Raw genomic sequence first — 25,749 nt, 5'->3', positions numbered from 1 at the left:
ATTTGTTTTATTTTGAACGAGCATAAATATTGATATATCTATTTTAGTTATAGAAAGTCATTACAATAAAAAAGCTCAAAATATTTGTATTGATTACTGCCAAACAGAATTGCAAATCAGTTTTTTATAAATTCTGATTCGTCCCATAAGACATAAATGATGGATTGATTTTTCTAATTCATAAAATACCCGCCTTGATTGTTTTCAAAAACTGATGAAACAATATTTGAGAATGAAATTTTAGATTTTTTTATCACGTTAGAAAGACTCTGAGTGTACAGCTCTAAAATTATCCTTTCCAAAATAATCTGTTACAGTTTATTGGGAAGTAATTTCTAGAGCCATAACGCCCAGTTATAGGTACTTTTTCTAAAAAACATTAGTTAATTCTAATGCTCTGCAGATACGAGTTGTTTTTAGTGACCAAGAAATAACCTTTGTCTTTTACTTTTATTTCTTCCATGTTTTTAACATCTCCAGGAGTAAAAAATCCACTTTTCACCATAGAAACCGGCTTGAATTTACCTTTGCCATTCCCTTTCAAAAATAAGCCATGACCAGCGTCATTCCTTGGAGTTTCAACCTCTGAATTAAACATGTTTCCGGTAATCAAAGCATCTAGACTGCCGTCTTTATCATAATCATCAACTATAATCTGATTGATACAGGACAGCTGTGCCTCAACAGGAAGTTCGTGCAGAATAAATTTCCCGTCTTTATTTTCCATGTATACACTTGCAAATGATTTCACTTTATAATGCAGAGCCTCTTTAAGTGATTTCTCTGTATATACATCAACTAGCGTTGCCTGAGAAAAACTTTCATAATTTTTGAACTTTTTCTTTATGCTTGGAATCTGCTGTGAAGAACAGCCTCGGCCGCGTACAGGGTATTGCTTACCGTCATTGTAATAACTCAATACAATATCTTTATGCTTATCATTGTCAAAATCCTTAACGAAGATATCAAAAGTCTCATCGGGTGTGGCTTTGTACTTATAGTTAAGCCCATTGTTACCAACGATATAATCCATATCGCCATCCTTATCAAAATCCCCCTGCTGAATGCTCCACCACCAGCCAGTGGTATCTATTGACAAGCCTAAATTACCAGATACTTCTTTGAATCCGTTTTTTACATTTTCGAAAACACGGATCGGCATCCACTCACCTACAATTATTATATCTGGAAAAGTATCATTATTATAATCAGTTATAGCAGCACTTGTTGCCATTCCAATATTTTTGAATTCTTTAGGAGCATTTTTTGAAATCTCAAATTGTGCATGACCGACCGTACTTATATTATGCAGCAGATAAGTATTTGCTGGTGAAGGATACTGTCCAGGTACTTGTCTGCCAAGAACCAGAATATCTTGTTTACCGTCTTTATCATAATCAACAGGATATGCTTTGGAACCGCTGGTTAGCATTACAGGCAGTGCTTCTTTGGATGCCTTTGTAAAATCACCTTTGCCATTATTGATATACAGTCTGTCCTGCAGTGCGGGATCATTTAATAAAAATTCATAACCGCCGCTTACAACGTATAAATCATTGTCGCCGTCATTGTCCGCATCAAAAATAACAGCTCCAGCATCTTCACTTTTTTTATCTGCTTCAAAAGCTCCCGTTTTTTTCTCCACAAATCCATTGGCTGTCTGCAAAAACAGTTTCCCTGAAAAAGTAGATGAACCGCCAATAAAATAATCGTCTAATCCGTCTTTATTTACATCGCCAACAGCAATAGGAGGGCCAAAAGTGGACATCTTGTGTGGCAGTAAAACCTGATCTTTAAAATCATCATATTTATTTTCTTCGTGTTTAAAAACTGGAAAAATGGATGTTACTGTAGTAAATAATGATTTTGAAACAGCTGTTTTTTCTGTATCTTCTTTGGCATCCTGTTCTTTGAAAGTTAATGTCTGATTTGCTTTTACATTGAATAATTTCTGAACTTTTCCATTGGTCCAAACCACTTTCACTTCATCAATTGTCTTTAATTTATTAACTCCAAAATGCAGTTCTGGAGCTACAGACGACTGGAATCCGCGTGTCAGAGTAAGTTCCTGCATCTGAACATCACCATTTGTTTTTATGTACACACGATTTCCTAATCCCTGATTGTTTTTTGAACTTCCTTTGAACTTTACCTTCAAATAATTATTGGTTTCGGAACTGGTATTTTCAAAAACTGAAGCGTAATCATCTATATTATTTATGATAATTTCTAAATCTCCGTCATTATCCAAATCAGCATAAGCAACACCGTTAGAAAATCCTTTGAACTCAATTCCCCATTGCTTATTAACCTGTTCAAATTTAAAGTTTCCTTTATTTTGGAACATAAAATTGTCGATTTTTTCGCTGGGAATTTCCAATGCAACTTTTAGTAAATCTTTAGGCTTCAAATTTTGTCTTTCAATATTGTGAAAGAAATCATTATTATTTATTTCTCTTCTGGTTCCATTGGTAACAAACAAATCCTTTTTACCGTCATTGTCAAAATCAGCAAACAATGGTCCCCAGCTCCAGTCCGTTGAAGAAGTTCCTGTAATACGCGAAACATTTTCAAACTGCGGAATTCCGTTTTCAACAATTCCAGTGTTCATCTGCATACAGTTGTGCATGTACTGAATTTGAAATCTAGCATCAGCAATATCCCAGTATAACTGCGGATTCATGCTTGACATATTTGCTTTTTTACGACGGTTGTCTTTGGCATCCATATCCACCTGAAAAATATCTAAATAACCATCGTTGTTGAAGTCGGAGATATCCACACCCATTCCATAAAAAGAAGTGTGATTTGCAGCATCTTTTATAACTTCTTTAAAAGTGCCGTCATGGTTATTTATGTACATAAAATCAGGAGAATTGAAATCATTGGACACATAAATATCCGGCCAGGTATCATTATTTAAATCCCCGATAGTACCGCTTAATGACAAGCCGTATGCTCTCACTCCCGCTTCATTGGTCACATTGGTAAAATGATTTCCGTCATTTCTATACAAATGTCCGGATTCATCATCTTTTACATTCCGCATCAGCTGTACGTAAACAAATGTTGGTATATTAAACTTAGTAGGCGGGTAATTGGCTACATATAAATCTAAATCTCCGTCTTTATCATAATCAAAGAAAGTGCCCTGTACACTGTTTCCGGCATCATCGATGCCATATTCTTTGGCTCTTTCGGTAAAAGTGCCGTTCCCGTTATTGATATACAGTTCATTGTTTCGGGGACCAAATTTTCCTCCTACACTGCAATAAATATCTAGGAAACCGTCCCCGTTAACATCGGCCATCGTAGCTCCGGTGTACCATCTGGAATCTCCTCCTACTTTTGCTTTTTTGGTAACATCTTCGAACTTAAGGTTTCCTTTGTTTAAATACAGCTTATTAGACACTTGGTTTCCAGTAAAAAAAATGTCTGTCAATCCATCATTATTGACATCTCCAGCAGCAACTCCCCCGCCCATATAAATGTATGAATAGGTAAAATAATTCAGAGAATCATTTTCTGTGAGATTGTTGCTAAAATCAATTCCAGTGTCTGAAGGTTCTAAAGCAGTAAATATCTTTTTTTCTGATTCTTTTGTGGAGCACCTAACAAGCAGTAATAAGCATGTAATGCTAAAAAAAACAGTTCTTATTTTTATAATTTTCATTTTTAAAATTTTAATAAATTTCTTTAAATACAAATTGCAGATTTCATTTTGGCAGTCGGAAAAACAATCTTTTTAATATTCGTTTTCACAAATTCTTCATCCCCTTCTTTTATTTTAATAAACTGATTGGGTTTAACATTTTTAAAAAATTGTTTTTTATGGCTCTTCGCCCAAGTAATTTCTATTTGATCAATTACTGATGCCTGCCCGATTCCTATTTCTTTTCTTAAAGCCGATGAACCAAAACTGCCTCCTGAGTTTATTTCGAGATAAACATTTCGGGAAACACCTTTTTCTTTGAAACTAAGCTTAATTCTTGAGCCAATTGCCGATTTGTTAGTGTCAGTTCCTTCGAGCTGAATACCAATCCAGCGGTTTGTGTTTTGACCTGGGTTAAGATAAAAGGAATTGGTATAAGAATCGCCGATATAAGCCCCGCCAACTTCTATAAAAATATCGGAATCTCCATCATTGTCCATATCGCTAAAACCAACAGCATGACCTTTCTGCAGATTTCCTACACGCCCGGAAACAGTAACATCAGCAAATTTGCCATTTCCCATATTCCTGAATAATTTATTTGGAATAAGCGATTTATAATCTGGATTACCGGTACCAAGATACATATCCAAAAATCCGTCATTATCAATATCCCCAAAATTTGACCCCATTGCAAAGACACTCTTATCCAGCCCGGCTGCTTTTGAAACATCCGAAAAAGTACCATTGTGATTATTATGATACAAATACATTTTACTGCCTTCGTTCGGAATATTTAATGCCTCTTTGGCAACCGTTCCTGCAATAGAACCTTCAAACTGATAACCGCATACGAAAAGATCCTGCCAGCCATCATTATCATAATCCCAGAACCAAGTTGGAAAAGTCATGACATTAAGCTTAGCCAGTCCTGCTTTTTCGGTCACATCCATAAATTGCGGAATGCCGTTTTTGGAACCCATATTTTTCAATAATGTTTTTCGATTATTCATCCCGGACAAAAACAGATCAATTCTTCCATCATTGTCATAATCACTAGAAGTTACTCCTTTTACAAAAGTGACTATTTCACAATTTGCTTTTTTGGCAGCATTTGTAAATGTTCCGTCCTGATTGTTTATATACAATTCGCAGGGAAAATTATCCTGAGGCCTTGATTCATTCCCTATAAACAAATCCAGATAACCATCATTATTAAAATCATTCCAAGTTCCGGCTTGAGTTGGTAATTCTGAGTACAAACCGCTTTTTACAGTTACATCTGTAAAAGTGCCGTCTCCATTATTACGCAGTAATGAATTGGGCTGTACTCCGTAAACATTCATCCAGGCTCCTCTTAAAACAAATAAATCGGTATCACCGTCATTATCATAATCAGCCTGAATCATGTTTAGTCCGCCTTTGAACCGTCCTATCTCAGATTGTTTAGATAAATTAGTAAATCCCCCTTTTTTATTATTCTGATAATATTGCATAACCCCGTCCAGACTCCAATCAGATGTCATTATATCCAAATAATCATCATTATTAAAATCATCCAAAATAACGCCTCCAGCCATGTTTTTTTTCACTATGCCCAAATTCGAAACTATGTCAGTAAAAGGTTTTATGGAATATCCTGAATTATCTTTGTCCAGATTTGGTATCAGCCATTGGCTTGGAACCTTTAGCGGATAACCGCCCAGTGTCATATAAGCAATATTGAGCAGCCATTGTGATTCATAATCTCCAGGATCATTGATTAAGAGCTTTTTATAAACCTCTATAGCTTTTTGCGATCCTAATTGTTTTTCATGAATTCCAGCTTTTACTATCGGCATGATACACGATTCTGAAACGTGGGATTTTAAGCAGTTTTGACGCTCGCCAAGCCGCATGTAGGCAATTGCTAATTTTTTGGAAATCTCAAATTTTTCAGCACCGCTTACTATTGGTGAGTTTGACATCGTCTCAAATATTTTTACGGCATCATATTCATCCCCTAATTTCAGCAGACTTTCCCCTTTCTTTAATTCATACAGCAGTTTAAAATGACCATAAGATGAATTTAAAATGATTGAATCATAAAAAACAATCTCTGCTTTTGGAGAAAAAACATTGTCTTTTACATCATACATCTTGCTTCTAGCTTCCAAGACCTTAACCATTTTGTCATTTGGATTAGAAAAAAAGTCACAAGACTGCATCAATAAGGATACTGCGGATAACAGCAATAACAGTTTTATTTTCATATTTTTAATTTTTTAATCTTAAAACGAAATTTCGAGTTTACTAAAAATAAAAGCTCTCTTTTTAGTCAACTATTTTATTTCCAATATGAATATTATAAAACTTCCAAACCTCATGGGCTACATTTCTGCCAAGTTTCAGACCTTCCAAATTATCAGCCTGAATATGATAACCGCCCATTACCCTTGAGATACCTGCCATTTCAGCTGTTTCAGTAAAAGTTGGGAATTTTAGAACTACAGGTTTTCCAATGTTATTTGGCTCAGTCATTGCTCCCGGAATGCAAGTTGCAGAATCGCCAAAAGTATCACTGCCTGTCCATAATTTTAATGCTTCGGCACAGCCGCCGCTTATGGTGCTATGTCCCGAAACGTAACCTGGAAAAGGAGGACATAAAAAAGTATCCGGAGAATAAGGTCTCCATTCCTGTCCTTTCATTTCTTTGTAGCCAACATCTGGACCACCCCAGGCTTTTATAGTCTGGTCTTTAAAATAATAATGAACAAGAGCATAAGGACGGGCAAAATCATAAAACATTTTTGCATCCCAGCAGGCTATAAAACAGTCCATAGCTGTTACCTGATTTAAAAAATACATTTTTACATCCTGATCTAATGTATGATTATCACGTATTGAAACAACTTGAGCAAATTTTAACCAGTGTCCTGCCTGCTGCACCGATTTTGGGCCGTCACGCATAAATTCTACTAATGCCTTTTGTTCATCTGTTAGATTATTCTGCAGGTCAATAAGATCTTTTACTTCATTCTTAAGCTGCTCTGAACCAACTAACGGCGGAGGAACCGGACGAAACTGATCGCCTGACAGCATTCCTACTGGTTTTACTTTGTTCCAAAAAGGAGTCAGACAGTTTGGTGAAAATTTACCTCCCTTACCATCAGAGAAATATTTTGGCTGCCAGCGGTTAATATCAACCATTACATCTGGAGAATTAACTGGCTTATAATTAACATAATTAAAATAAGGAGTTCCGTTTGAACCGCTTTCATCTCCATATTGATTTGACCCGTCATGTCTTCTGGCTTCAATTACTGCCTTTGCAGCTAAATTGCCAATTCCTTCTGGAGTTGACGGATCAAGCGACTTGTTATTTGGGTCAAATCCTAATTCAGTCATAAAAGATGCAAATAATGCTTTGTCTGAATAAAAATACTCACATAATGCATTATAAGCGGCGTAACTAATTGCGATCTCTTTATTTTTAAGGATTTGTTCTTCATCAGGTCTTCTTGCAGTATCAGTTAAATATACAGGAACTGCAGCTTTATCATAACGGCTCCATGCATCAAAAATGGCAACAAAAGTAAGTCCCAAAAGACGGGAAGTTACTGTGGGTCTTGGTCTGAATTTTTCGGTATCATTTGCTGTTGCCTGTATTGCCATCTGCCCCCATCTATAGGCCATGTTATCTTTACCAAGAGGTTCTGGAAGTGTTTTTATATTTTTTTCCGGATTAAAGGAATATAAACTAGAAGTGAAAACAAGCAATAGAACAATTATATAGTAAGAAAAAGAATTCTTCATTTTAATAGTTTTAAATGTGGTTGATAATAGATGATTTGTTTTTCAATAAAGCTTATTATTGAAAAATGTTCTAAAAATCGTGTACGTAAAAAGACATGCAATTGCAGAAGCAAAGCATTTAATTCACACTAAATAATCATTAAGCATAATGATTTTCAGAAACATAAAAAGTATCTAAGCCACATTTGGAGGGGGATAATGGGAAGTAAAAAACCCATCTAATAAATCGTTTTTAAAAACAAACGAAAATGATATTGAATCAGGGATAAATTCAGAATTGAATTCATAAACAGCAGCATCATTTGAGATATAATCTTTTTCAAATGATTTTAAAAGTTTTTTTGCTGGATTTTCTTTATTTGAATTTGTGTCGATTAACTGATTATCTACAAGATCCCTTAACTTTTTATTTACAGCAGCCTGATGGGTATTTTTTAAACAATATAATTTTAAAACATTATTTTGTATTCTGTTTTTAAAAACATGATACACTGTGTGATCGATTATTATATCCTCATTTACTTCTTCAAAACCAGAATCTACAACATATGCATAAGGATTAATATTCAATTCAATTATCTGAAATTTAGAATCATCTGCATTTTCCATAGATGCCACCCATGTCTGCTCTTTCTGAGCAGTAACCAACACATATACTCCTAAAACATTATAGAAAAATGTCAGGAGCAAAAAAAAGACAGCTATTTTTTTAAAGTATTTCAAGAATCTATTTTTTCTGATAATTTTATTTTTGGGCAAAAAAGAGGAAACATTATTGACTATATATTAAAATGCATGCCTGTCTCTATCAATTTTTTTTATTGGTCTGAAATTGGGATTAACATAGAATGGCTGTTCAGAAGCCATCAAGTTTTAATTTCAAATTGGGATTCTGCTTCTAATTTTTTATTACTGTAATAAGCTAAAAATGGAAGATTAACAAATAGAAAAGTAATTTTAAAATTTCATAAACTGCTTTAAGAAAACAAAAAACGTAATCTCAAATTAAGTAGTAAAAACAGCGTATTTTCATACGCTGTCCTAACAACAAAACCTAACCTAATTTTAGAAAAACTATAATAATAAAATTACCAGCCTGGATTGTTTCCTGTAATCAAAGAATTTTTACCTGTCTCATTATTAGGAATTGGCCAAAGTTCGTTTTTACCTACTTTAAACTTTGTTCCAACTAATTCTGTAGCAGCATTACCCCATCTGATTATATCGTCAAAACGGCTTTGCTCACCTGCAAACTCCACTTTGCGTTCGTGAATGATAGCTTTAAATACTTGATCTTTTGTAAGAGTAGTTAATAATGCTGGTACACCTGCTCTAGCACGAACTTGATTGATGTAACCAATAGCTGCAACTTGATCACCACCTGCTCTTTGATTTTCACATTCTGCTTTCATAAGCAGAATATCAGAGTATCTAATGATTTTGAAGTTAATTCCCGAGTCGATTGCCTCATCAATTTTCTTATAGTAGTTTGAATATTTTTTCCAGCCCGCTCTTCTCGTTCCGCCACCAGATCCAAAATTGGCAGCTACCATTGTATTATTTCCATTATTATACTTATCACCTACAACATAAAATGTTGCTGCAAATCTTTTATCATTAGCTTCAAATTCATCTAATATATTGTCCGATGGATACACGTTAAACCAGTTCAAATTACCATATTCCTGACCTCTTAAAGTAGATTCATTACCGCCTTGAGCTCCATTTCCTGCACCCCATAGATTTCCTGTGCCCAGCTTTGCATCAAACTCAACTTCGAAAATAGATTCAACTCCATGTTCCTTTTCTTCAACAAAATTATCATAGTAAACAGGTTCAAGCGAAAATCCAGTAACCCCATTAAGTGCAGCTAATGATTCATCATATTTCTTTTGATATAATAAAACTTTCCCCAATAAGGCCTGTGCAGCCTCTTTAGTTGCTCTTCCTTTTTGTTCAGCAGTTCTGCTTAATAAAGTAGTAGCAGCAGTTTTTAAATCTGAAACGATTAAGTTATAAACTTCAGCTACGGTAGCTCTAGCCCTAACATCATCTGCTCCTTTTGGAAGTGCATCATATAATGGCACCCCGCCAAAACGTTTAACCAATAGAAAATAGTAAAATGCTCTCATGAATTTTGCTTCACCGATGTATTTATCTTTTGTAACCTGATTCAGAATAGAATTATCGATTGCATTTATTTTGTCTGAATTAGAAATTACAAAATTTGATTTGTTAATTCCCAAATAACAAACTGTCCAATAATCTGAAATATCAGCAGAGCCTGAATCAAAAGAAAACTCTAAAAATTCTTTTTTATCAGCTTCCAACTGTGGATTGCCTGCATTTTCATGAGACATATTATCCAATTCAAAGAAATACAAACGCGTATAAAGTGCCGTAGTCTGCAAATTAGCATATGCTGCGTTTACAGATGACTCTACTTGGTCTTTAGTTTTGAAATACGTTTCAGGAGATAAAGTAGTAGGATTTGTCAATTCTAAATCTTTATCTGAACAAGAATTTATTATGTATATTCCTGCGAATATTACCAAGATAAATTTTATATTTTTTATATTTTTCATGTTTGTTTTATTTTATTAAAATGAAATTTCAAGTCCTAGTAACACCGATTTTGGCTGCGGATAGTTTCCTCTATCAATACCTTTGTCATAATTAGTCCCTCCAATAATACTAGAATTTCCATTCCCTATTTCAGGATCCAATCCAGAGTAATCAGTTATTGTTACAAGGTTTTGACCACTTGCATATACTCTAAGCTTAGAAAAATATTTACTGATGTTGCTTGGTAATGTATATCCGATGCTTATGTTTTTTAATCTTGCAAAAGAACCATCTTCAACAAAACGGCTGCTTACAGCTGTATTTTGTACTGCTCCATTAAGTCTTGGTATTGTAGAATCTGGATTAGTTACCACTCCATTTGCAACAATTGATCTGTCTAATACGGCTGTACCAGCGTTAAACAACTTTGCCATACCTTCTAAATCATAACGATTGGTATTGAAAATGTCATTTCCTTGAACTCCCGTTATGAAGAAATTAAAATCAAATTGTTTATAAGTAGCATTAAAATTCATCCCATAAGTAATATCCGGAAGAGGATTACCAATTTTAGTTCTGTCTGCTGATGTTATATTACCGTCACCATTTAAGTCTTTAAATCTTATATCACCTGGTTTAACTGTAGTCTGCCCTGGTGTGGCTGTAAAAACGGCGTCAACTTCGGCCTGATTTTTATAGATGCCGTCTGCAACTAAACCATAAAAATAGAATAACGGATCACCAACAGTAGTTTGTGAAATGGCGTCACCTCCAGCTCTAAATGCAGTTCCTCCAGCTATTTTATCAATTCCTCCTAAATCTAACACTTCGTTTTTGCTAGTACCTAAATTAAAGTTAGCAGACCATCTAAAATCACCTTCATTATCATTATAACCTAGTACAACTTCAAACCCTTTGGTACTAACTGATCCAACATTTTTAGGCTGGCTTCCTGAAAAAGATCCAATTGAAGGTGCAACTGGTAAGTTTAATAATAAATCATCGCTTCTATTATCATAGATTTCAAAACTACCTGTAATTTTATCATTTAAAAACCCAAAATCTAAACCTATGTTTTTCATTGTTTTAGATTCCCAATGCAAATCCGGACTTGCCAATGATCCAGCTGTAGTACCAACAGCTGCATTACCTGCTATAGGATAGATTAAATTCCCTACCAAGGCAGCACTATATGCATAACGTCCAATTTCATCGTTACCAGTAGTACCATATGAGGCTCTTAATTTCAAAGTACTTACTTGAGTATTTTGAAGAAAATTTTCTTTAGCTATATTCCAGCCCCCTGCAACAGAATAAAAATTGGCCCATCTGTAATTGCTGCCAAAACGAGACGAAGCGTCTCTTCTTCCAGAAACAGCAAAAAGGTATTTTTCATCATAATTATAATTCAACCTTCCTACATATCCAACTCTATAATCTTCAAATGAAGTACTGCTTAAAGCTGTTACTGTTGCACTATTTAACTGATCAATTTCATCAGATATTGAGTAACGGCTCCCAGCGTTAACTTGTTCGCCTTTAGATTTATTATTTTCAACTAGTATTACTGCGTCAAAATTGTGCTTTTCGGCTATTGTTTTTTTATAGCTTAAACTATTATTAAACATGATAGTCTGACCGCTTCCATAAACTCTTGTTGTAGCTGAATAAGCCGCAGAATGCGTTGAACCATTAGGAACACTATCATCATCATAAGAAGGAATAAAATTTCTATTATCAAGATCATAATAATCTAAAGAAACTTGTGATCTGAATTTCAAGTCCTTAACAATTTCAAACTCTGCAAAAATGTTCCCCGTTATACCTAATGTTTTATTGATTGTATAACCTAAACTTTGTACTCTTACAGGGTTTTCAGCATCCTGTCCGTCTGCTGCATTACTTGGTCCTTGAAAACCTCCCAAATTAGTCGAATTATATACCGGCAGATAAGGAGCTGCTTTTATAGCGTGCTCGATTAAAGTACGTCCGCCAGATATACGCTCAGGATTTTGCTTTCCAAAAGAAAGCCCCATATTACTACCTACTGTTAATCTTAATTTTTCAATTTTCTGGGTGTTATTTGCTCTAAAGGTGTAACGCTCATAACCTGAATCAACAATAACACCATCTTGCTTTAAATATTCTGCAGAAAAACGGTTAGTAGAATGATCCGTACCACTAGAATAACTTAAATTATAATCCTGCATAGCTCCAGTTGTAAAAATTTCATCCAAATAATTTACATTATTCTTCAAGAAATCTGCTGGCCTATTAATAGTTACCCCCCAATCTTTAGCATATTGCTGATATTGCTCTGAATTAAGCAAGTCATATGTTTTTCCTACTTTCTGAAAACCAGTATAAGTATTAAAAGATAATTGACCTACACCGCTTTTACCTTTTTTGGTAGTTACAATAACAACACCATTTGATCCGCGAGATCCATAAAGTGCCGCTGTAGAAGCATCTTTAAGAACCGATACACTTTCAATGTCATTTGGGCTGATACTTGATAAATTCCCAACAATAACACCATCCACTACATACAATGGACTATTGTTATTTGGACTTCCTAAACCTCTAATACTTACCTCTGGAGTAGATCCTGGTGAACCATTATTAATTACCGTAACCCCAGCGGCTCTGCCCTGAAGTGCAGATTCAGCATTTGTTATAGGCAAGGCGGCTATGTCTTTAGAGCTTACTGTTGAAATTGCACCTGTAACATTTCCTCTTTTTTGAACACCATATGCAACAACAACAACTTCTTTTAAATCTTGGGAAGCATCCTGCATAGTGATATTTATCGAACTATTGCTTCCAACAGCAACAACCTGAGAAATCATACCTATATATGCAAATACTAATTTATTGTCTGATTCGACATTATTAATTACATATTTCCCGTCAAAATCTGTAATAGCACTGCTAGATTTTCCTTGCACACTTACACTTACACCACTTAGGGGTAAACCCGATTTATCAGAAACAACACCATTTATTGTCTTGCTCTGAGAAAAGACAGCTTGTGCACAAAAAAACAGCAGTGCAATAATTGCGAATTTCATTTTTAATTTCATAGTTAGTTTGGTTAATTTTTTAAAATTGGTTTTTAATCTTTTAAAATTCTTTTGAATATTAAATTCACATTTAGAAGTAGGCGGTTCTCTTCATTTAAATTGATTTTAGTTTATAATAATTAAAGTGTTCATTAGTTTTTTTATGTCTTGTTTATCAATAAAATAATTTTTAGGATAAATTAAATACATTCTTTTTTGCATAAAATTTCTTCATAACTTTAAAATAAATGATCAAACAATTTTTACAAAAACTTTAACAAATTTATTCTGTTTGGACGTTGTATTTATACAACAAATGAAGCATATTACCGCACGCATGTTGCAAAAAACACCAAAAATCTTACTATTTATCAAATGTTACGTTAATTCATTAAATAATTAAAAAATATATTATCAATAAAAAAATTTTACTTAATTTTTGATATAAAAAATTAATATGTTAAAATTTTAAACTTATCAAAATTGACAAAATTTAAGGTTTAGCTAGAATTTGGTCAATAAAATGTTTTCTTTAAAATATAAGAATGAATAAACAGGCAGATGGTTTTGTAGTATTACACATTTTTGCTTGTTGATTAAAAAAACTTAAAAGAATTAAGCTCTTTAAAATGCAGAACCTGTTATCAAGATGGATAAATTGGGACAGAATGAAGTGACCCAAAAGCAAAAAAACCAAAATATCTACCTCAATTTTAAAACTAAGGCAGCTATTTTAGTTTAATAAAGTATAGTTAATTATTAAATTACTTTTAAGTAATTATACTTTCTTCTCTTCTGTTGGCAGATGGCCAAACTTCAATTTAAAGCATTTAGTAAAATAGGAAGGAGTTGCAAAACCAACTTTATAGCTTATTTCATTAATATTATCATTCCCAAATTCTATAAACTGTTTAGCTTTCTCCAGCCTGACATTTCTTATAAACTCATTTACAGAAACTCCTGTAAGTGTTTTTATTTTTCGATACAATTGACTTCTGCTTAAGAAAACAATAGAAGCCAGCAGCTCAACGCTAAGTTCAGGTTCGCTAATGTTTTCATGAATATAATTTAATATCTTCTGCATAAAATCATTATCTATTGTTGTAGTTTTCTGCTGTGCTTTTTTAGTTATGCCGTCATAAAACTTATTAAAGATAATTTGTCTGCTATTTATTAATTGAGCAAGACTTGATTTTAGAATATCCATATTAAAGGGTTTACTCAGATACAAATCTGCTCCGGAATCTATGCCTTCCAATCTGTCTTTTACTAATGCTTTTGCAGAGAGCATTAACAAAGGAATATGGGAGGTTTTAATATTTCCTTTTATCTTTTTACACATTTCAAGACCGTCCATAACAGGCATAATGACATCTGTCAAAATCAAATCTGGCAGCTTATGCACTGCTAAATCATATCCTTTTTGTCCATTTTCGGCAACGATTACTTTATATTCCTTTTTTAGTTCTGCTTTTAGATAACTCCTTAAATCTGCATTGTCTTCTACAATCAGTACAGTATGGGGCTTCTCTGGGTTTGACTCATTGGCAGGCAGCTCTGAATTGCTTTCCATTGCTGTCATATCCCTCAATATCTTCTTTTTCTCCAATGCCGGTTTATTGGAAACCTTAGCAAATTCATCTGGTTCAAAAAAATCTTTGCCCAAAGGAAATATAATTCGGAAAGTTGTACCGTCACCCAAAACACTGTCGACTTCTATTTTTCCTTTATTTAATTCAATAAATTCTTTTACAACTTCTAAGCCAATACCAGTACTTCCATAATAGGTTTTGTTTAAATTATTTACCTGATAAAAACGTTCAAATATTCGTTTGAGTTCTTTTTTATCTAATCCAGATCCTGTATCTTCAATAGTTATTTCATAGCTTTTAACTTCTTTCCCGAGATTTACCAAAGGAAAGTAAACAGGTTTATTGCTTTCTTTTATCCTTACATTAATGCTTCCATAATCTGGTGTAACCTTAAAAGCATTAGACAAAATATTAAATATTATTTTTTCAAACATTTTAGGATCAACCCAATCGTTTAATTTTTTAAGGGGAGAAGAAAACGTCAACTCTATTTTGCGAAAATTAGCTTCTTCATCAAAGTGACTCAAAATATCTTTCACAAAACTGATTACTTCAATTTCCTGAACCTGAAGCTGTACCTGATTAAACTGTAATTTTCTAAAATCCATCAGCTCATTAATCAGTCTTGACAATAAATCAGAACTTTTATGAATTACCTTCAGTTTGTTTAGAACCTCACCATTTAAATTGTATACATTATTTTTAAGCAAATCATCAAGCGGATTCATTATCAAAGTCAGCGGTGTTCTGAATTCGTGAGAGATATTTGTAAAAAACTGCAGTTTTTTATTATTCAGTTTTTCAATCTGGATTCTCTTGTCTCTTTCAAAACTGATCGCCTGTTTTGCCTTAAATTTATTCTGATAGTAAGTAATAACATAATAGGCTCCCAAAACTGCAATAATTAAATACACTAAATATGCCCAGTATGTTTTCCACCATGGAGCCAGAATTGTGATTTTTAATTCCAATGGCTTTTGACTCCAGGTCCCTCCCCGATTTGCAGATTTTACTTTAAAAACATAATCGCCCGGAGCAAGATTGGTATAAGTTGCTATATGTTTATTACCTACATAATTCCATTCTTTTTCAAATCCTTCCAGATAATAAGCATATTCATTTTTACCTGGGTACGAATAATTAATACCTACATATTCTATTGTAAAAACAGACTGGTTATGATTTAAAGTAATGTGTTTTGTCTCGGAAATAACTTTTTGCAATGGAGAATCGGCTGCAGCAGGTATAATCGAAGTGTTAAACAGCTTGAAATCTTTAAAATACAACTGAGGCTGTTTGGCAGTTTTGGACATTTGATTTGGATCAAAATAATTGATCCCTTCATAACTTCCAAAATAAATTGTCCCCTTTTTATCTTTCAGTACCGAATTATTATTAAAATCATTGGCCAGCAGTCCGTCTTCTGTAGTAAAATTATAAAACTTATTGTTTTTTACATCCAATTTTGTAATTCCTGCTCCGCCGCTAACCCAGATTGAACCGTAATTATCCTCAATAATTGAACAGACTGATTTTTCTTTAAGAGATTCATTACCACTGTACCAAGCTATTTTTTTTGTCTTTTTATTATAATTAAAAAGACCTGAACCATCAGTTCCAATCCAAATTAATTTGTTTTTGGATTCGTAAATGGACAATATTGTATGCGTCCGAATATTATTCAGCACTTTAGACATTTTATCCTTAATAGAAAATACAGAGAAAGTATTTCCGTTTTTGTTTACGCCATAAAGTCCCCTTATCGTTCCTACCCAAATAATATCATCTGAATCAACAAATACTTTGCGAACAAGTGAAGAAGGCAGTAAATAATCTCGAAATGGTTTAGAATTACATTGAAAAAAAGATTTTTTTGAAGAATCAAAATAACTCAGCCCTCTTTCAAAAGTTCCTATCCAGATATTGCCTTTTGAATCCTCTGCAAAACTCAAAACTCTGTCGGAACTAAGTCCTTTAGTATTATGTGTATTGTAATTTATAAAATTCCTGGTTCCTTTTTTTAAGAAAAAAATCCCCTCATTCCAGACTGCTAACCATAAATTCTGTTTACTATCAAAAAAAACTTCCTGCACATTATTGTTTGTCAGTCCAGAAATATAAGAACTGTCATGAGTATTGATATGTATAAATTTTTTAGTTTTTGGATCAAATACATCAACCCCTCCCCCTTCCATGCTTATCCATAACTTTCCAGAAAAATCCTCAGCAATTGATGTAACAGAACTTGTCTGCAAAGAATTTGTATTATTCAATAAACTTTCGATTGAATTAAACTGTTCTGATAATTTATCAAAAATACAAACCCCTTTATTATAATATCCCAGCCAGATTCTATTATCATTATCCTTTAACAAAGACCAGATGGAGTTTGATTTTAATCCATTTTTTTCAAACTTATTTGGCAAATATTTTTTTATTACTGCCCCTGAATTATTTATCAAAAAAAGACCGTCGTTTTCAGTAGCGCAAAGGATATTTTTTGCATCAATCGCAATAATCGAAAAAATTCTTTTATTTGTAATTGCGATTTTTTTCTGCTGGTAGCCTTTCGTGGTTTCTACAACCTTTATTAGTCCATTATTTGTAGTACCAATCCATAAATCATTGTTAGTTTCAAAAAACAATGACTCTAATGAGTCTGTAATTTTAGATTTAGAATTATCATTTTCAACTAATGTTACCTGCTGTATACTATTTGTTTTACTATCAAAATACTTCAATCCAAAATTTGTTGCAGCAAAGATTTTCCCTTGTTTATTTTTTGCAAGACTCCGAATAAATAAATCAATATTGGAAGGAATGTTTGATTTAACTGTAATTGCCTGAAATGTCTTTTTATTTAATTTTAAAAGACCGTATTGTTCTGTCCCAACTAATAAATTGTCCTCATTATCTTCAATTAAACTCCTAACTGTCACTATATCGTCTTTGTGAATTTTAAGAGCTTTTTTTAAATCAATTGTCTCAAATCTATCTAAATTTCTATCGTATAAACATAAACCTTCTTCAGTGCCTACCCACAATTTATTTTGAGAATCAACATAGGCAGTGTAGATAAGATTACTATTTATAGATTTCGGAGTATTCCAATTGGATTCATAAACGACGTAATTTATCCCATCATATTTATACAGTCCCGCACCATTTGTCCCTATCCAGATATACCCTTTCTTATCTTGCACAATAGTCCAGACTCCCCGCTTAGAAATACCTTCTTTTATAGAACGAAATTGAAAATTTTCGAAGTTATTTTGTGAATAAGAAATCGTCACAAAAAACAAATAACATATAAAAAATATTTTTTTTTCTATTTTAAGCATTTTGTAATTATTAAAAAGTAAGATTTTCTCTCTAAATATATAAAATAAAAACATTAATTCACAAAAATGAAAAAATACGAATATTTTTCTTTCAAACAATCAAATTCATTATTGCCTTTTTATTAAGCTTTTTTATCGGCAAAGAATATTTAAGAACGAAATCGATAGAAATTTTCAGCTCAAGCAAAAAGAGGCTAACCTTCTTTTATGTACTATTTCCTAATCGAAAAGCAACTCTTTTTTTTAATGTTCAAAATGATATTGAACTGTCATTTATATCTGTTTTTTAATTAAGTAAGCGGTAATTTAATTTTTTAGCCAATCTGAATTTTGACTGCAGCTCCAAAAACTTTTTTAACCTTCTCTATCATAAGGGTCTATCACAGCAATCGATCCGTCAGCCAGATAGTCAATTTTAGCCACTTTCATGCTCCGCAGATGAGTAACACCCTTGGAAAGACTCGAATCATGGTAAAACAGATACCAGTCATTCTCAACCCTGCATATTGAATGGTGCGTAGTCCAGCCCACAACCGGATTCAGGATGCGTCCCTGATACACAAACGGTCCGTATGGGCTGTCTCCTATTGCATAACAGATAAAATGCGTATCGCCTGTGGAATAGGAAAAATAATATTTCCCATTGTATTTATGAACCCATGAAGCTTCAAAGAAACGGCGGTCATTGTCACCGGCCAGCAGAAGCTCTCGGTTCTCGTCCAGAATCTGGATTTCTCTCGGCTCTTCGGCAAACTCCAGCATGTCGTCAGTAAGTCTTGCCGCTATAGGGCCCAATGCCTGTTCTTTTTCTGTCGGTTCTTCGTTGTTTTCTGCATATTGATTGTTTCGGTATTTCTGAAGCTGACCGCCCCAGATACCTCCAAAATAGATATAATGTGCACCGTCTTGATCTTCAAAAACTGCCGGGTCAATGCTGTAGCTTCCTTTAATGGCTTCTTTTTCGGCTGTAAAAGGCCCTGCGGGTGAATCACTCACAGCAACTCCAATCTGAAAAATACCATTGGCGCGCTTGGCCGGGAAATACAGATAATACTTTCCGTTTTTGTGCGCAGCATCTGGAGCCCACATCTGCTTTTCGGCCCAGGCAACATCATCCACATGCAGGGCAACTCCGTTATCTACCGTGTCGGACGTTATGCTTTCCATCGAAAAAACATGGTAATCCTCCATCCCAAAATGATCCCCGTTGTCATTAAACGGAATTCCCGCATCAATATCATGCGATGGATAAATATAGATTTTGCCGTTAAATACATGCGCCGAAGGATCAGCGGTATACATATGTGACACCAAAGGCTGTGAAATGGCTGTTTTGTTAATCTGCTCAAAATTAATTTGTTCAATACTATCTTCTGGCATACTCTTTTTTTTGTTTTTTTTTGTAATTAATTTCTTCTTTTTTTTAGGTCGCTCTCTATCTGAGTCTCCATTTTTTTATCTATCTTATAGAAAAACAGCAGACCGCATCCTATCAAAAACGGAACTGCCGGAAAAACACTCACTAATAATTTAATGCCGTTTATCGTTACCTCAGACTGTGCCGGTGAATTAGGTATATACTGAAAATATCCTAAAAATAAAGTCGTTAAAGATCCTCCTATGCTTAGTCCGGCTTTCAGTCCGACCATCATTGCTGAAAATATAATGGCTGTCGCACGGCGGTTATTGAGCCATTCCGAGTAATCGGCTACATCAGCGATCATTGCCCAGAGAATCGGAATGGTGATTCCGTAGAAAAACCCGTGCAGAATCTGCGAAAGAAAAATAAGGGAAATACTGTCGGCTGGAAAGAAATAAAAAGCCAGAACGAAGACTGTCGAAATAAACAGAAATATTCCGAAGATATTTCTCTTTCCGTATTTATCAGCCAAGCCTTTTGATAAAGTGATTCCTATTATCATAAAAATAATTCCTCCGGCATTGAACAGTCCGAATCCTGCTGCAACAGGGTCATTACCAAAATAGTTTAATCCGGCACTGGTCAGCGTATCCAATATCGGCTGGATAAAAAGTGCCAGCTGCTGTTTATCTACATAATTTTCAAAATAATACACATACGAACCGCCTTTTAGGGCCAGAGTGATAAATACTAAAGTTGTCAGCGTCAGCATGATTACCCACGGCCTGTTTTTTACAAGGTCGGCTAGATCTTCCTTCACGCTTGACTTCTGCTCCGGTTTTGGAATGATGCGTTCCTTGGTGGTCAGAAAGGTGATAAAAAGCATAATGGTGCCGATGACAGCCAGTACCGTCATCACTTTTTCAATTCCTACTGCCTTGTCGCCCCCTCCGGCACTCTTGATGATCCCAAGCATGAAAACCTGAACAAAAAACTGTGCAAACATCACTGCAACAAAACGGTACGAAGACAGGCTGTTCCTGTCGGACATATCGCCCGTAATCACCCCGCTCAGGGCAGAATACGGCAGGTTGTTCCCTGCATAAAAAAGAAGCAGTAAGGTATAAGTGGCAACGGCATAAACTACTTTGCCGCTGTATGAAAAATCGGGGGTGGTAAAAGCCGCCAGAGCAACACAGCCCAGCGGTAATGCCGTGATCAGGATCCAGGGACGGAACTTGCCCCATTTGGTACTGGTTCTGTCTGCCAGAACACCTATAATAGGATTAAAACCAAAAGCGGCAATCAAGCCAACTGTCAGCATAATTATTGATGAATGTGTGGGAGACAATCCGTAGATATCGGTATAGAAATAAGCCAGATACGTCATCAGGGTCTGAAAAACTAAATTGGCTGCTAAGTCGCCTAAACTGTATCCGATTTTTTCCTTTACGGATAATTTTTGAGAAATAGTACTCATTATTTGTGAGGGGTATTTGTGGGGTTAATGGCAAGCAATGGATTTATTTTTTTCTCTTTAATCAAAAAAACAATCGGTTGTGTAAAAGTATTAAAAAAATAATACCGGCGAAAAATTTAAACGGTTTTTTCTGTAACTGATTTAGTCTTAATTTTTAAAAACTTTTTTCTTGCCAATTTTATTATTTTCCAATTCTTTTAACTGCATAACACTATTGTAGGCTTTTTTGGGTTTCAAATTAGTATCAAACAATAATGGATAATTTGTTCTTCCTTTTATTGGCCAGTCATTTAACCAAGACTGTCCATCATGAACTCCCCAGAATGTCACACGGCTGATTTTATCTTTATGTTTAAGAAATAATTTAAAAATTGAAGCATAACGTTCTGCTAATTTAGTCTGGATAGAATCAGGCAGTGTTTTTGGATAAGGATTCATTTTTGCACTTCCCTGAAAACTCTGATTTACATCTGCTCCTTGTAAATCCCAAGGATTAGGCAGTACCGTAATATCCAGTTCAGTAAAGGCAACTTTAACACCCAATTCAGAATAAGCCAAAATACTTTTTTCAATTTCTTCTAAGGACGGGCTATCTAATCTCCAGTGTCCTTGAATACCAACACCATCAATTTTTCCGCCATTCGCTTTTATATATTTAATCAATCTGATTGCGCCTTCTCTCTTTTTTGGCTCACAGATATTATAATCATTATAATACAAGTCAACTTTAGGGTCTGCTTGTGTCGCAAGTTTAAAAGCATCTGCTAAATAACTTTCACCAAGAGTATTAAGAAAAACTGATTTTCTATAAGTACCGTCTTCATTCAATGCTTCATTAACAACATCCCAAGAATTAATACGCCCTTTAAACTTGGAAACAATAGTTGTAATATGATCTTTCATAAATGCTTTCATTTCGGTACTGTCTTTAATTTCAGACATCCATCGGGCTAATTGGCTGTGCCAGATCAAAGTATGTCCATGAATAAACATTTTATTCTTTTCTCCGTAAGCTACAAACTTCTCGGTCATTGCAAAATCATACTTATCTTTTGAAGGATGAACAAACATCGACTTCATTATATTCTCGGCAGTAATTGCATTAAATTCTTTTCGGATTAAAGCGTCAGCCTTAGCATCTTTTTCTTCAATCTGGCTGACATTCAAAGCAGTTCCAATGTAAAAGTCACCTTTAAAACTGTTTTTTAAAGAAGCCTGAGCCGTTTTTGTGTTTTGTGAATTACAGATGCCTGATATGAAAAGAACCCCAAGCAGTATACTGTTATTTATTAATTTCATTATGTATATGTTTATTAGATAATATTAAAACTATATTTTTTTTAAACCTTCTCAGCACTTAAGCTGTTTCATTAATTTCCAGGTGCAAAAGGAAATTTCAATGATTGAAAATATTCTAAAGTCTGCACTGGTTTTTCAACTCCTTTCGGCAGTTCTTTGCCTGAATACTGCTGAAAATATAAGAGGCAGGCATCCCTCCACCATTTTGCTTCTTTATATTGAATATTCAATAACATCTGCACTTCCTTAAACCGTTCGCTGTCAACATATTTTTCGGCTGTATTCCAAGTCTCCTGCATTTCTTTCACTTGGTTTATACCCTGCTGATATTTTAAAGCCATTCCATCCCATAGACTGTTACCGTCTTTTAGCTTATAATCCCAGGAAACGTGATGAAACCAAAGTAAATACTCTTGCGGACAAGTTTTGATATTATCAAAAATGGCTGCTGCTTCTGGTGCATACTGTGAAACAGCATTGGTACCGTTTTGGGATCTGTCGAAACCTATACCGTTTTTATCTGCTTTGTGATAATAAACAGGATTCCATTCCGGTCTTGACAAATTACCAACCCACGGTCCTGGTCCATAGTGATGACCAGTATCCATAATATGATGAAGACCCAATGGTGTCATATAATTAACTACTGCTTCGCGGGATGTTATCATCATATTTTTTACTGGACGAATAAATTTTTCATCATTTGAAAAAGTACATCTCAGCCATTCATCAGCAATTGTTTCTGAATCTAAATAGGGATTCCAAGCCAATCTTCCGAAACCGTACCAATTTGCCTGCGCAAAAGGGTGCCCAGTCCAATTCAAATCATTTCCTATATTAGCAACGCCAGCAATACCTGTAATTTTATTTTGACACAAAGAACCATCAATTATTTTTGCAACTGTAGAACCTTTGCCTTTTTGATACGTATCCGATTCTAAAACTTCCTGAAATAATTTAGGCAGAAACACTAAATGGGTACTAAATCCTAAATATTCCTGTGTTATCTGGAATTCCATCATTAAAGGTGTTTTTGGCATAGCGCCAAATAATGGATGAAAAGGTTCTCTCGGCTGAAAATCGATTGCTCCATTTTTTACCTGAACAATAACATTCTCTCTGAATTTTCCGTCGTAAGGCTGAAATTCGGCGAAAGCCTGCTTCGCGCGGTCATTCACATCATGCTCAGAATATACAAATGCTCTCCACATCACGACTCCTCCAAAAGGAGCTACAGCATCTGCAAGCATATTGGCTCCGTCAACGTGATCTCTGCCGTAATTCTGCGGTCCAGGCTGACCTTCTGAATTTGCTTTTACAAGAAATCCTCCAAAATCTGGAATTCCAGCATATATTTCTTTGGCTTTTGCTTTCCACCAATTTATTACTTCAGCATCTTTTGGATCTGCAGTTTTTAAACCTCCAATTTCTATTGGTGCTGAAAAACGGGCCGTTAAATACACTTTTATCCCATAAGGCCTGAAAACATTGGCAAGAGCTTCAACCTTTTCTAAATATTGAGGTGTCAGAATTAAAGCATTTGCATTTACATTCGTCAGAACTGTTCCATTAATTCCTATCGAAGCATTGGCACGGGCATAATCAATATAGCGCTGATCTATAAAATCTGGTAATTTCTGCCAATTCCATAAAGAGAATCCAGCATAACCGCGTTCTACTGTCCGGTCTAAATTATCCCAGTGATTTAATATGCGGATATTCGTTGCAGGTGAATCTGCAATATTCAGTTTTTCAATGCTTTTATTAGTCTGAATCAATCTCAAAAAATTAAAAACACCATACAAAACACCAATCTCCTTTTTACCGCTTATAATAATCTGTTTTTTATTATTAATGCTAATAGATTTTATAATATAGCCCTCGTCATTTATTCGATTAAAATCAGATTCTATTATTTTCAGGATTTCAGGTTTTAAAGAAGCTTTTGAACCTATTATAATATTGTTATTCCCTTCTAATTTTTCACCAGCATTGATTTTTTTTCCAAGCATAGCATTCAATGCCGACTGCAGTTCCTTTGCTGCAATACTCATTGTTTCGGATTTTCCTAAGACAGTAATTCCCTGAACATTTGATAAATATTCCGTTTTTAAATTCAGATCAGTTACTGTATTATATTGAAGCCATAATTTGTAATCCTTTTGAGCAGATGCGCACCATGATATTCCAAATATTAGAACAATCATTCTCAAAAAGCTTCTTTTTTTATGTTTCATTATTTGTTGTTTTCTATATTTCTAATTTATGCATAAGTATTTTTCGATGCAGTCATTATTATTTTAATATTTTTTTATCAAAAAAAATACATTTTACAAAATAACTAGCCTCATGCAATCGGTTGTGTAAAAATATAAGTTTGTGTTATAAGAAAAAAATTTTTGCCTGTTTTTTTTCAAAAAAAAAATCTGCTTGAAACCAATTTTGGTCAAGCAGATTAAATTCGCACTATTTTTATTAAATAATTTACAGATTTCTATTGGACGATTCGCGCACAAGAACCTCGGTATTAAGGAATGTAATCTCTTTAGCATCATCCTTTTTTACAGAATTAAGACTGGTAATTATAATTTCGGCTGCACTTTTTCCCATCTTTTCAGCAGGATGCGTAATTGTAGATATATTTGGGTCGATTATCTGAGAAATAGGGTCATTATTAAACCCAATAACAGCAATGTCTTCAGGAACTTTTAAACCTCTTTTTTTGGCTGTCTGCACAGCACTTACAGCAATTATATCTCCAGGTGCAAAAAGACCATCAGGAATTGGGTCTAAATCAAATAATTTATTGCTTGCCTTTACCCCTTCTTTATAAGTAACCGATTTTAAATTAATGATCAGGTCTTCATCTACTGGAAGATTATGATCTCTTAAGGCTTCAATATAGCCTCTTTTTCTTTCACTGTATAGGTTACCTAATTCAGATCCGGCTGTTAAATGCGCAATACGCACACAGCCTTGCTCAATAAGATGCTTGGTGGCTTTATATCCCGCCGAATAATTATCGATGACTACTCTAAAAGTATTGTAATCCTTAGGAACCCTGTCAACAAAAACAAGCGGAATTTTATTATTAGTAAACTGCTGAAAGTGTGAAGTATCTTTAGTCTCCATTGCCAATGAACAAATTACGCCGCTTACCCTATTACTATATAAGGACTTAGCCATATTCACTTCTTCAAGATAAGAGTCATGTGACTGCATGATAATAACCGTATAATCCGATTTCTGAGCTGTAATTTCTATACCGCTGATTAAAGAGGACAAAAAGGGCTGTGTAACAGTAGGTATTAACACTCCTATTGTCTTAGTATTATTACCGCGAAGACCAGCCGCCAGAGTATTGGGTACAAATCCCATTTCTTCGGCAGTTTTTTTAACCTTTTTGATGGTTTTATCACTAATAGTATGATGATCTTTTAATGCTCTGGAAATAGTAGACGTAGCTAAATTTAGTCTTTCAGCTATATCATAGATTGTTACATGTTTATTTTCTTCCATTAACTCAATACAATTTAAATGTAAATATAAGTAATTTAGAAACATTCCTCAGAATCGTTAAATAAATTTTATTTGAATCCGAAA

At 34.2% G+C, this 25,749-nt stretch carries 12 protein-coding genes; all 12 read right to left on the bottom strand.

Features of this window, described 5'->3' with window-relative positions:
• Positions 1 to 379: 379 nt before the first annotated feature.
• Complete coding sequence (locus OZP07_RS08300) at positions 380 to 3,673, bottom strand: VCBS repeat-containing protein (protein WP_281637953.1); 3,294 nt, start codon at positions 3,671 to 3,673, stop codon at positions 380 to 382.
• 23 nt (positions 3,674 to 3,696) lie between these two features.
• Entirely contained in the window at positions 3,697 to 5,904 is a 2,208-nt protein-coding gene (locus OZP07_RS08295; protein ID WP_281637952.1) for a CRTAC1 family protein, read from the bottom strand.
• A 61-nt stretch (positions 5,905 to 5,965) separates the two neighbouring features.
• Positions 5,966 to 7,447 (bottom strand): vanadium-dependent haloperoxidase, encoded by a 1,482-nt coding sequence (locus OZP07_RS08290; protein ID WP_194641327.1) that lies wholly within the window; start codon positions 7,445 to 7,447, stop codon positions 5,966 to 5,968.
• A 174-nt stretch (positions 7,448 to 7,621) separates the two neighbouring features.
• The gene (locus OZP07_RS08285; protein WP_281637951.1) at positions 7,622 to 8,170 is read right to left on the bottom strand and encodes a hypothetical protein; all 549 of its coding nucleotides are present in this window, start codon (positions 8,168 to 8,170) and stop codon (positions 7,622 to 7,624) included.
• A 365-nt stretch (positions 8,171 to 8,535) separates the two neighbouring features.
• Positions 8,536 to 10,032, bottom strand: a complete 1,497-nt coding sequence (locus OZP07_RS08280; RefSeq protein ID WP_194641329.1) for a RagB/SusD family nutrient uptake outer membrane protein — start codon at positions 10,030 to 10,032, stop codon at positions 8,536 to 8,538.
• A gap of 15 nt (positions 10,033 to 10,047) precedes the next feature.
• Positions 10,048 to 13,083, bottom strand: coding sequence for a SusC/RagA family TonB-linked outer membrane protein (locus tag OZP07_RS08275; protein ID WP_281637950.1), 3,036 nt, complete (start codon positions 13,081 to 13,083; stop codon positions 10,048 to 10,050).
• Positions 13,084 to 13,852: 769 nt separating this feature from the next.
• On the bottom strand, positions 13,853 to 18,007 hold the full coding sequence (locus tag OZP07_RS08270) for a hybrid sensor histidine kinase/response regulator transcription factor (protein WP_281637949.1): 4,155 nt from the start codon (positions 18,005 to 18,007) through the stop codon (positions 13,853 to 13,855).
• Positions 18,008 to 18,361: 354 nt separating this feature from the next.
• Positions 18,362 to 19,387, bottom strand: a complete 1,026-nt coding sequence (locus tag OZP07_RS08265) for a glycoside hydrolase family 43 protein (protein ID WP_281637948.1) — start codon at positions 19,385 to 19,387, stop codon at positions 18,362 to 18,364.
• Positions 19,388 to 19,413: 26 nt separating this feature from the next.
• Positions 19,414 to 20,847 (bottom strand): MFS transporter, encoded by a 1,434-nt coding sequence (locus tag OZP07_RS08260; RefSeq protein WP_281637947.1) that lies wholly within the window; start codon positions 20,845 to 20,847, stop codon positions 19,414 to 19,416.
• A gap of 147 nt (positions 20,848 to 20,994) precedes the next feature.
• On the bottom strand, positions 20,995 to 22,146 hold the full coding sequence (locus tag OZP07_RS08255; protein WP_281637946.1) for an endo-1,4-beta-xylanase: 1,152 nt from the start codon (positions 22,144 to 22,146) through the stop codon (positions 20,995 to 20,997).
• A gap of 71 nt (positions 22,147 to 22,217) precedes the next feature.
• Complete coding sequence (locus tag OZP07_RS08250) at positions 22,218 to 24,383, bottom strand: alpha-glucuronidase family glycosyl hydrolase (RefSeq protein WP_281637945.1); 2,166 nt, start codon at positions 24,381 to 24,383, stop codon at positions 22,218 to 22,220.
• Between the two features lie 247 nt (positions 24,384 to 24,630).
• Positions 24,631 to 25,665 carry a LacI family DNA-binding transcriptional regulator gene (locus OZP07_RS08245; protein WP_281637944.1) on the bottom strand — a complete coding sequence of 345 codons (1,035 nt, stop codon included), beginning with the start codon at positions 25,663 to 25,665 and terminating at the stop codon, positions 24,631 to 24,633.
• Positions 25,666 to 25,749 lie beyond the last annotated feature (84 nt).

The organism is Flavobacterium marginilacus (genome assembly GCF_026870155.1).
Taxonomy (GTDB): Bacteria; Bacteroidota; Bacteroidia; order Flavobacteriales; family Flavobacteriaceae; genus Flavobacterium; species Flavobacterium marginilacus.
This window is presented reverse-complemented; position numbering and strand designations above follow the sequence as displayed.

What these genes read in the sequence shown, in the direction of transcription:
- OZP07_RS08300 (WP_281637953.1), bottom strand. Translation starts at nt 3,673, where the DNA reads ATGAAAATTATAAAAATAAGAACTGTTTTTTTTAGCATTACATGCTTA.
- OZP07_RS08295 (WP_281637952.1), bottom strand. Translation starts at nt 5,904, where the DNA reads ATGAAAATAAAACTGTTATTGCTGTTATCCGCAGTATCCTTATTGATG.
- OZP07_RS08290 (WP_194641327.1), bottom strand. Translation starts at nt 7,447, where the DNA reads ATGAAGAATTCTTTTTCTTACTATATAATTGTTCTATTGCTTGTTTTC.
- OZP07_RS08280 (WP_194641329.1), bottom strand. Translation starts at nt 10,032, where the DNA reads ATGAAAAATATAAAAAATATAAAATTTATCTTGGTAATATTCGCAGGA.
- OZP07_RS08275 (WP_281637950.1), bottom strand. Translation starts at nt 13,083, where the DNA reads ATGAAATTCGCAATTATTGCACTGCTGTTTTTTTGTGCACAAGCTGTC.
- OZP07_RS08270 (WP_281637949.1), bottom strand. Translation starts at nt 18,007, where the DNA reads ATGCTTAAAATAGAAAAAAAAATATTTTTTATATGTTATTTGTTTTTT.
- OZP07_RS08265 (WP_281637948.1), bottom strand. Translation starts at nt 19,387, where the DNA reads ATGCCAGAAGATAGTATTGAACAAATTAATTTTGAGCAGATTAACAAA.
- OZP07_RS08260 (WP_281637947.1), bottom strand. Translation starts at nt 20,847, where the DNA reads ATGAGTACTATTTCTCAAAAATTATCCGTAAAGGAAAAAATCGGATAC.
- OZP07_RS08255 (WP_281637946.1), bottom strand. Translation starts at nt 22,146, where the DNA reads ATGAAATTAATAAATAACAGTATACTGCTTGGGGTTCTTTTCATATCA.
- OZP07_RS08250 (WP_281637945.1), bottom strand. Translation starts at nt 24,383, where the DNA reads ATGAAACATAAAAAAAGAAGCTTTTTGAGAATGATTGTTCTAATATTT.
- OZP07_RS08245 (WP_281637944.1), bottom strand. Translation starts at nt 25,665, where the DNA reads ATGGAAGAAAATAAACATGTAACAATCTATGATATAGCTGAAAGACTA.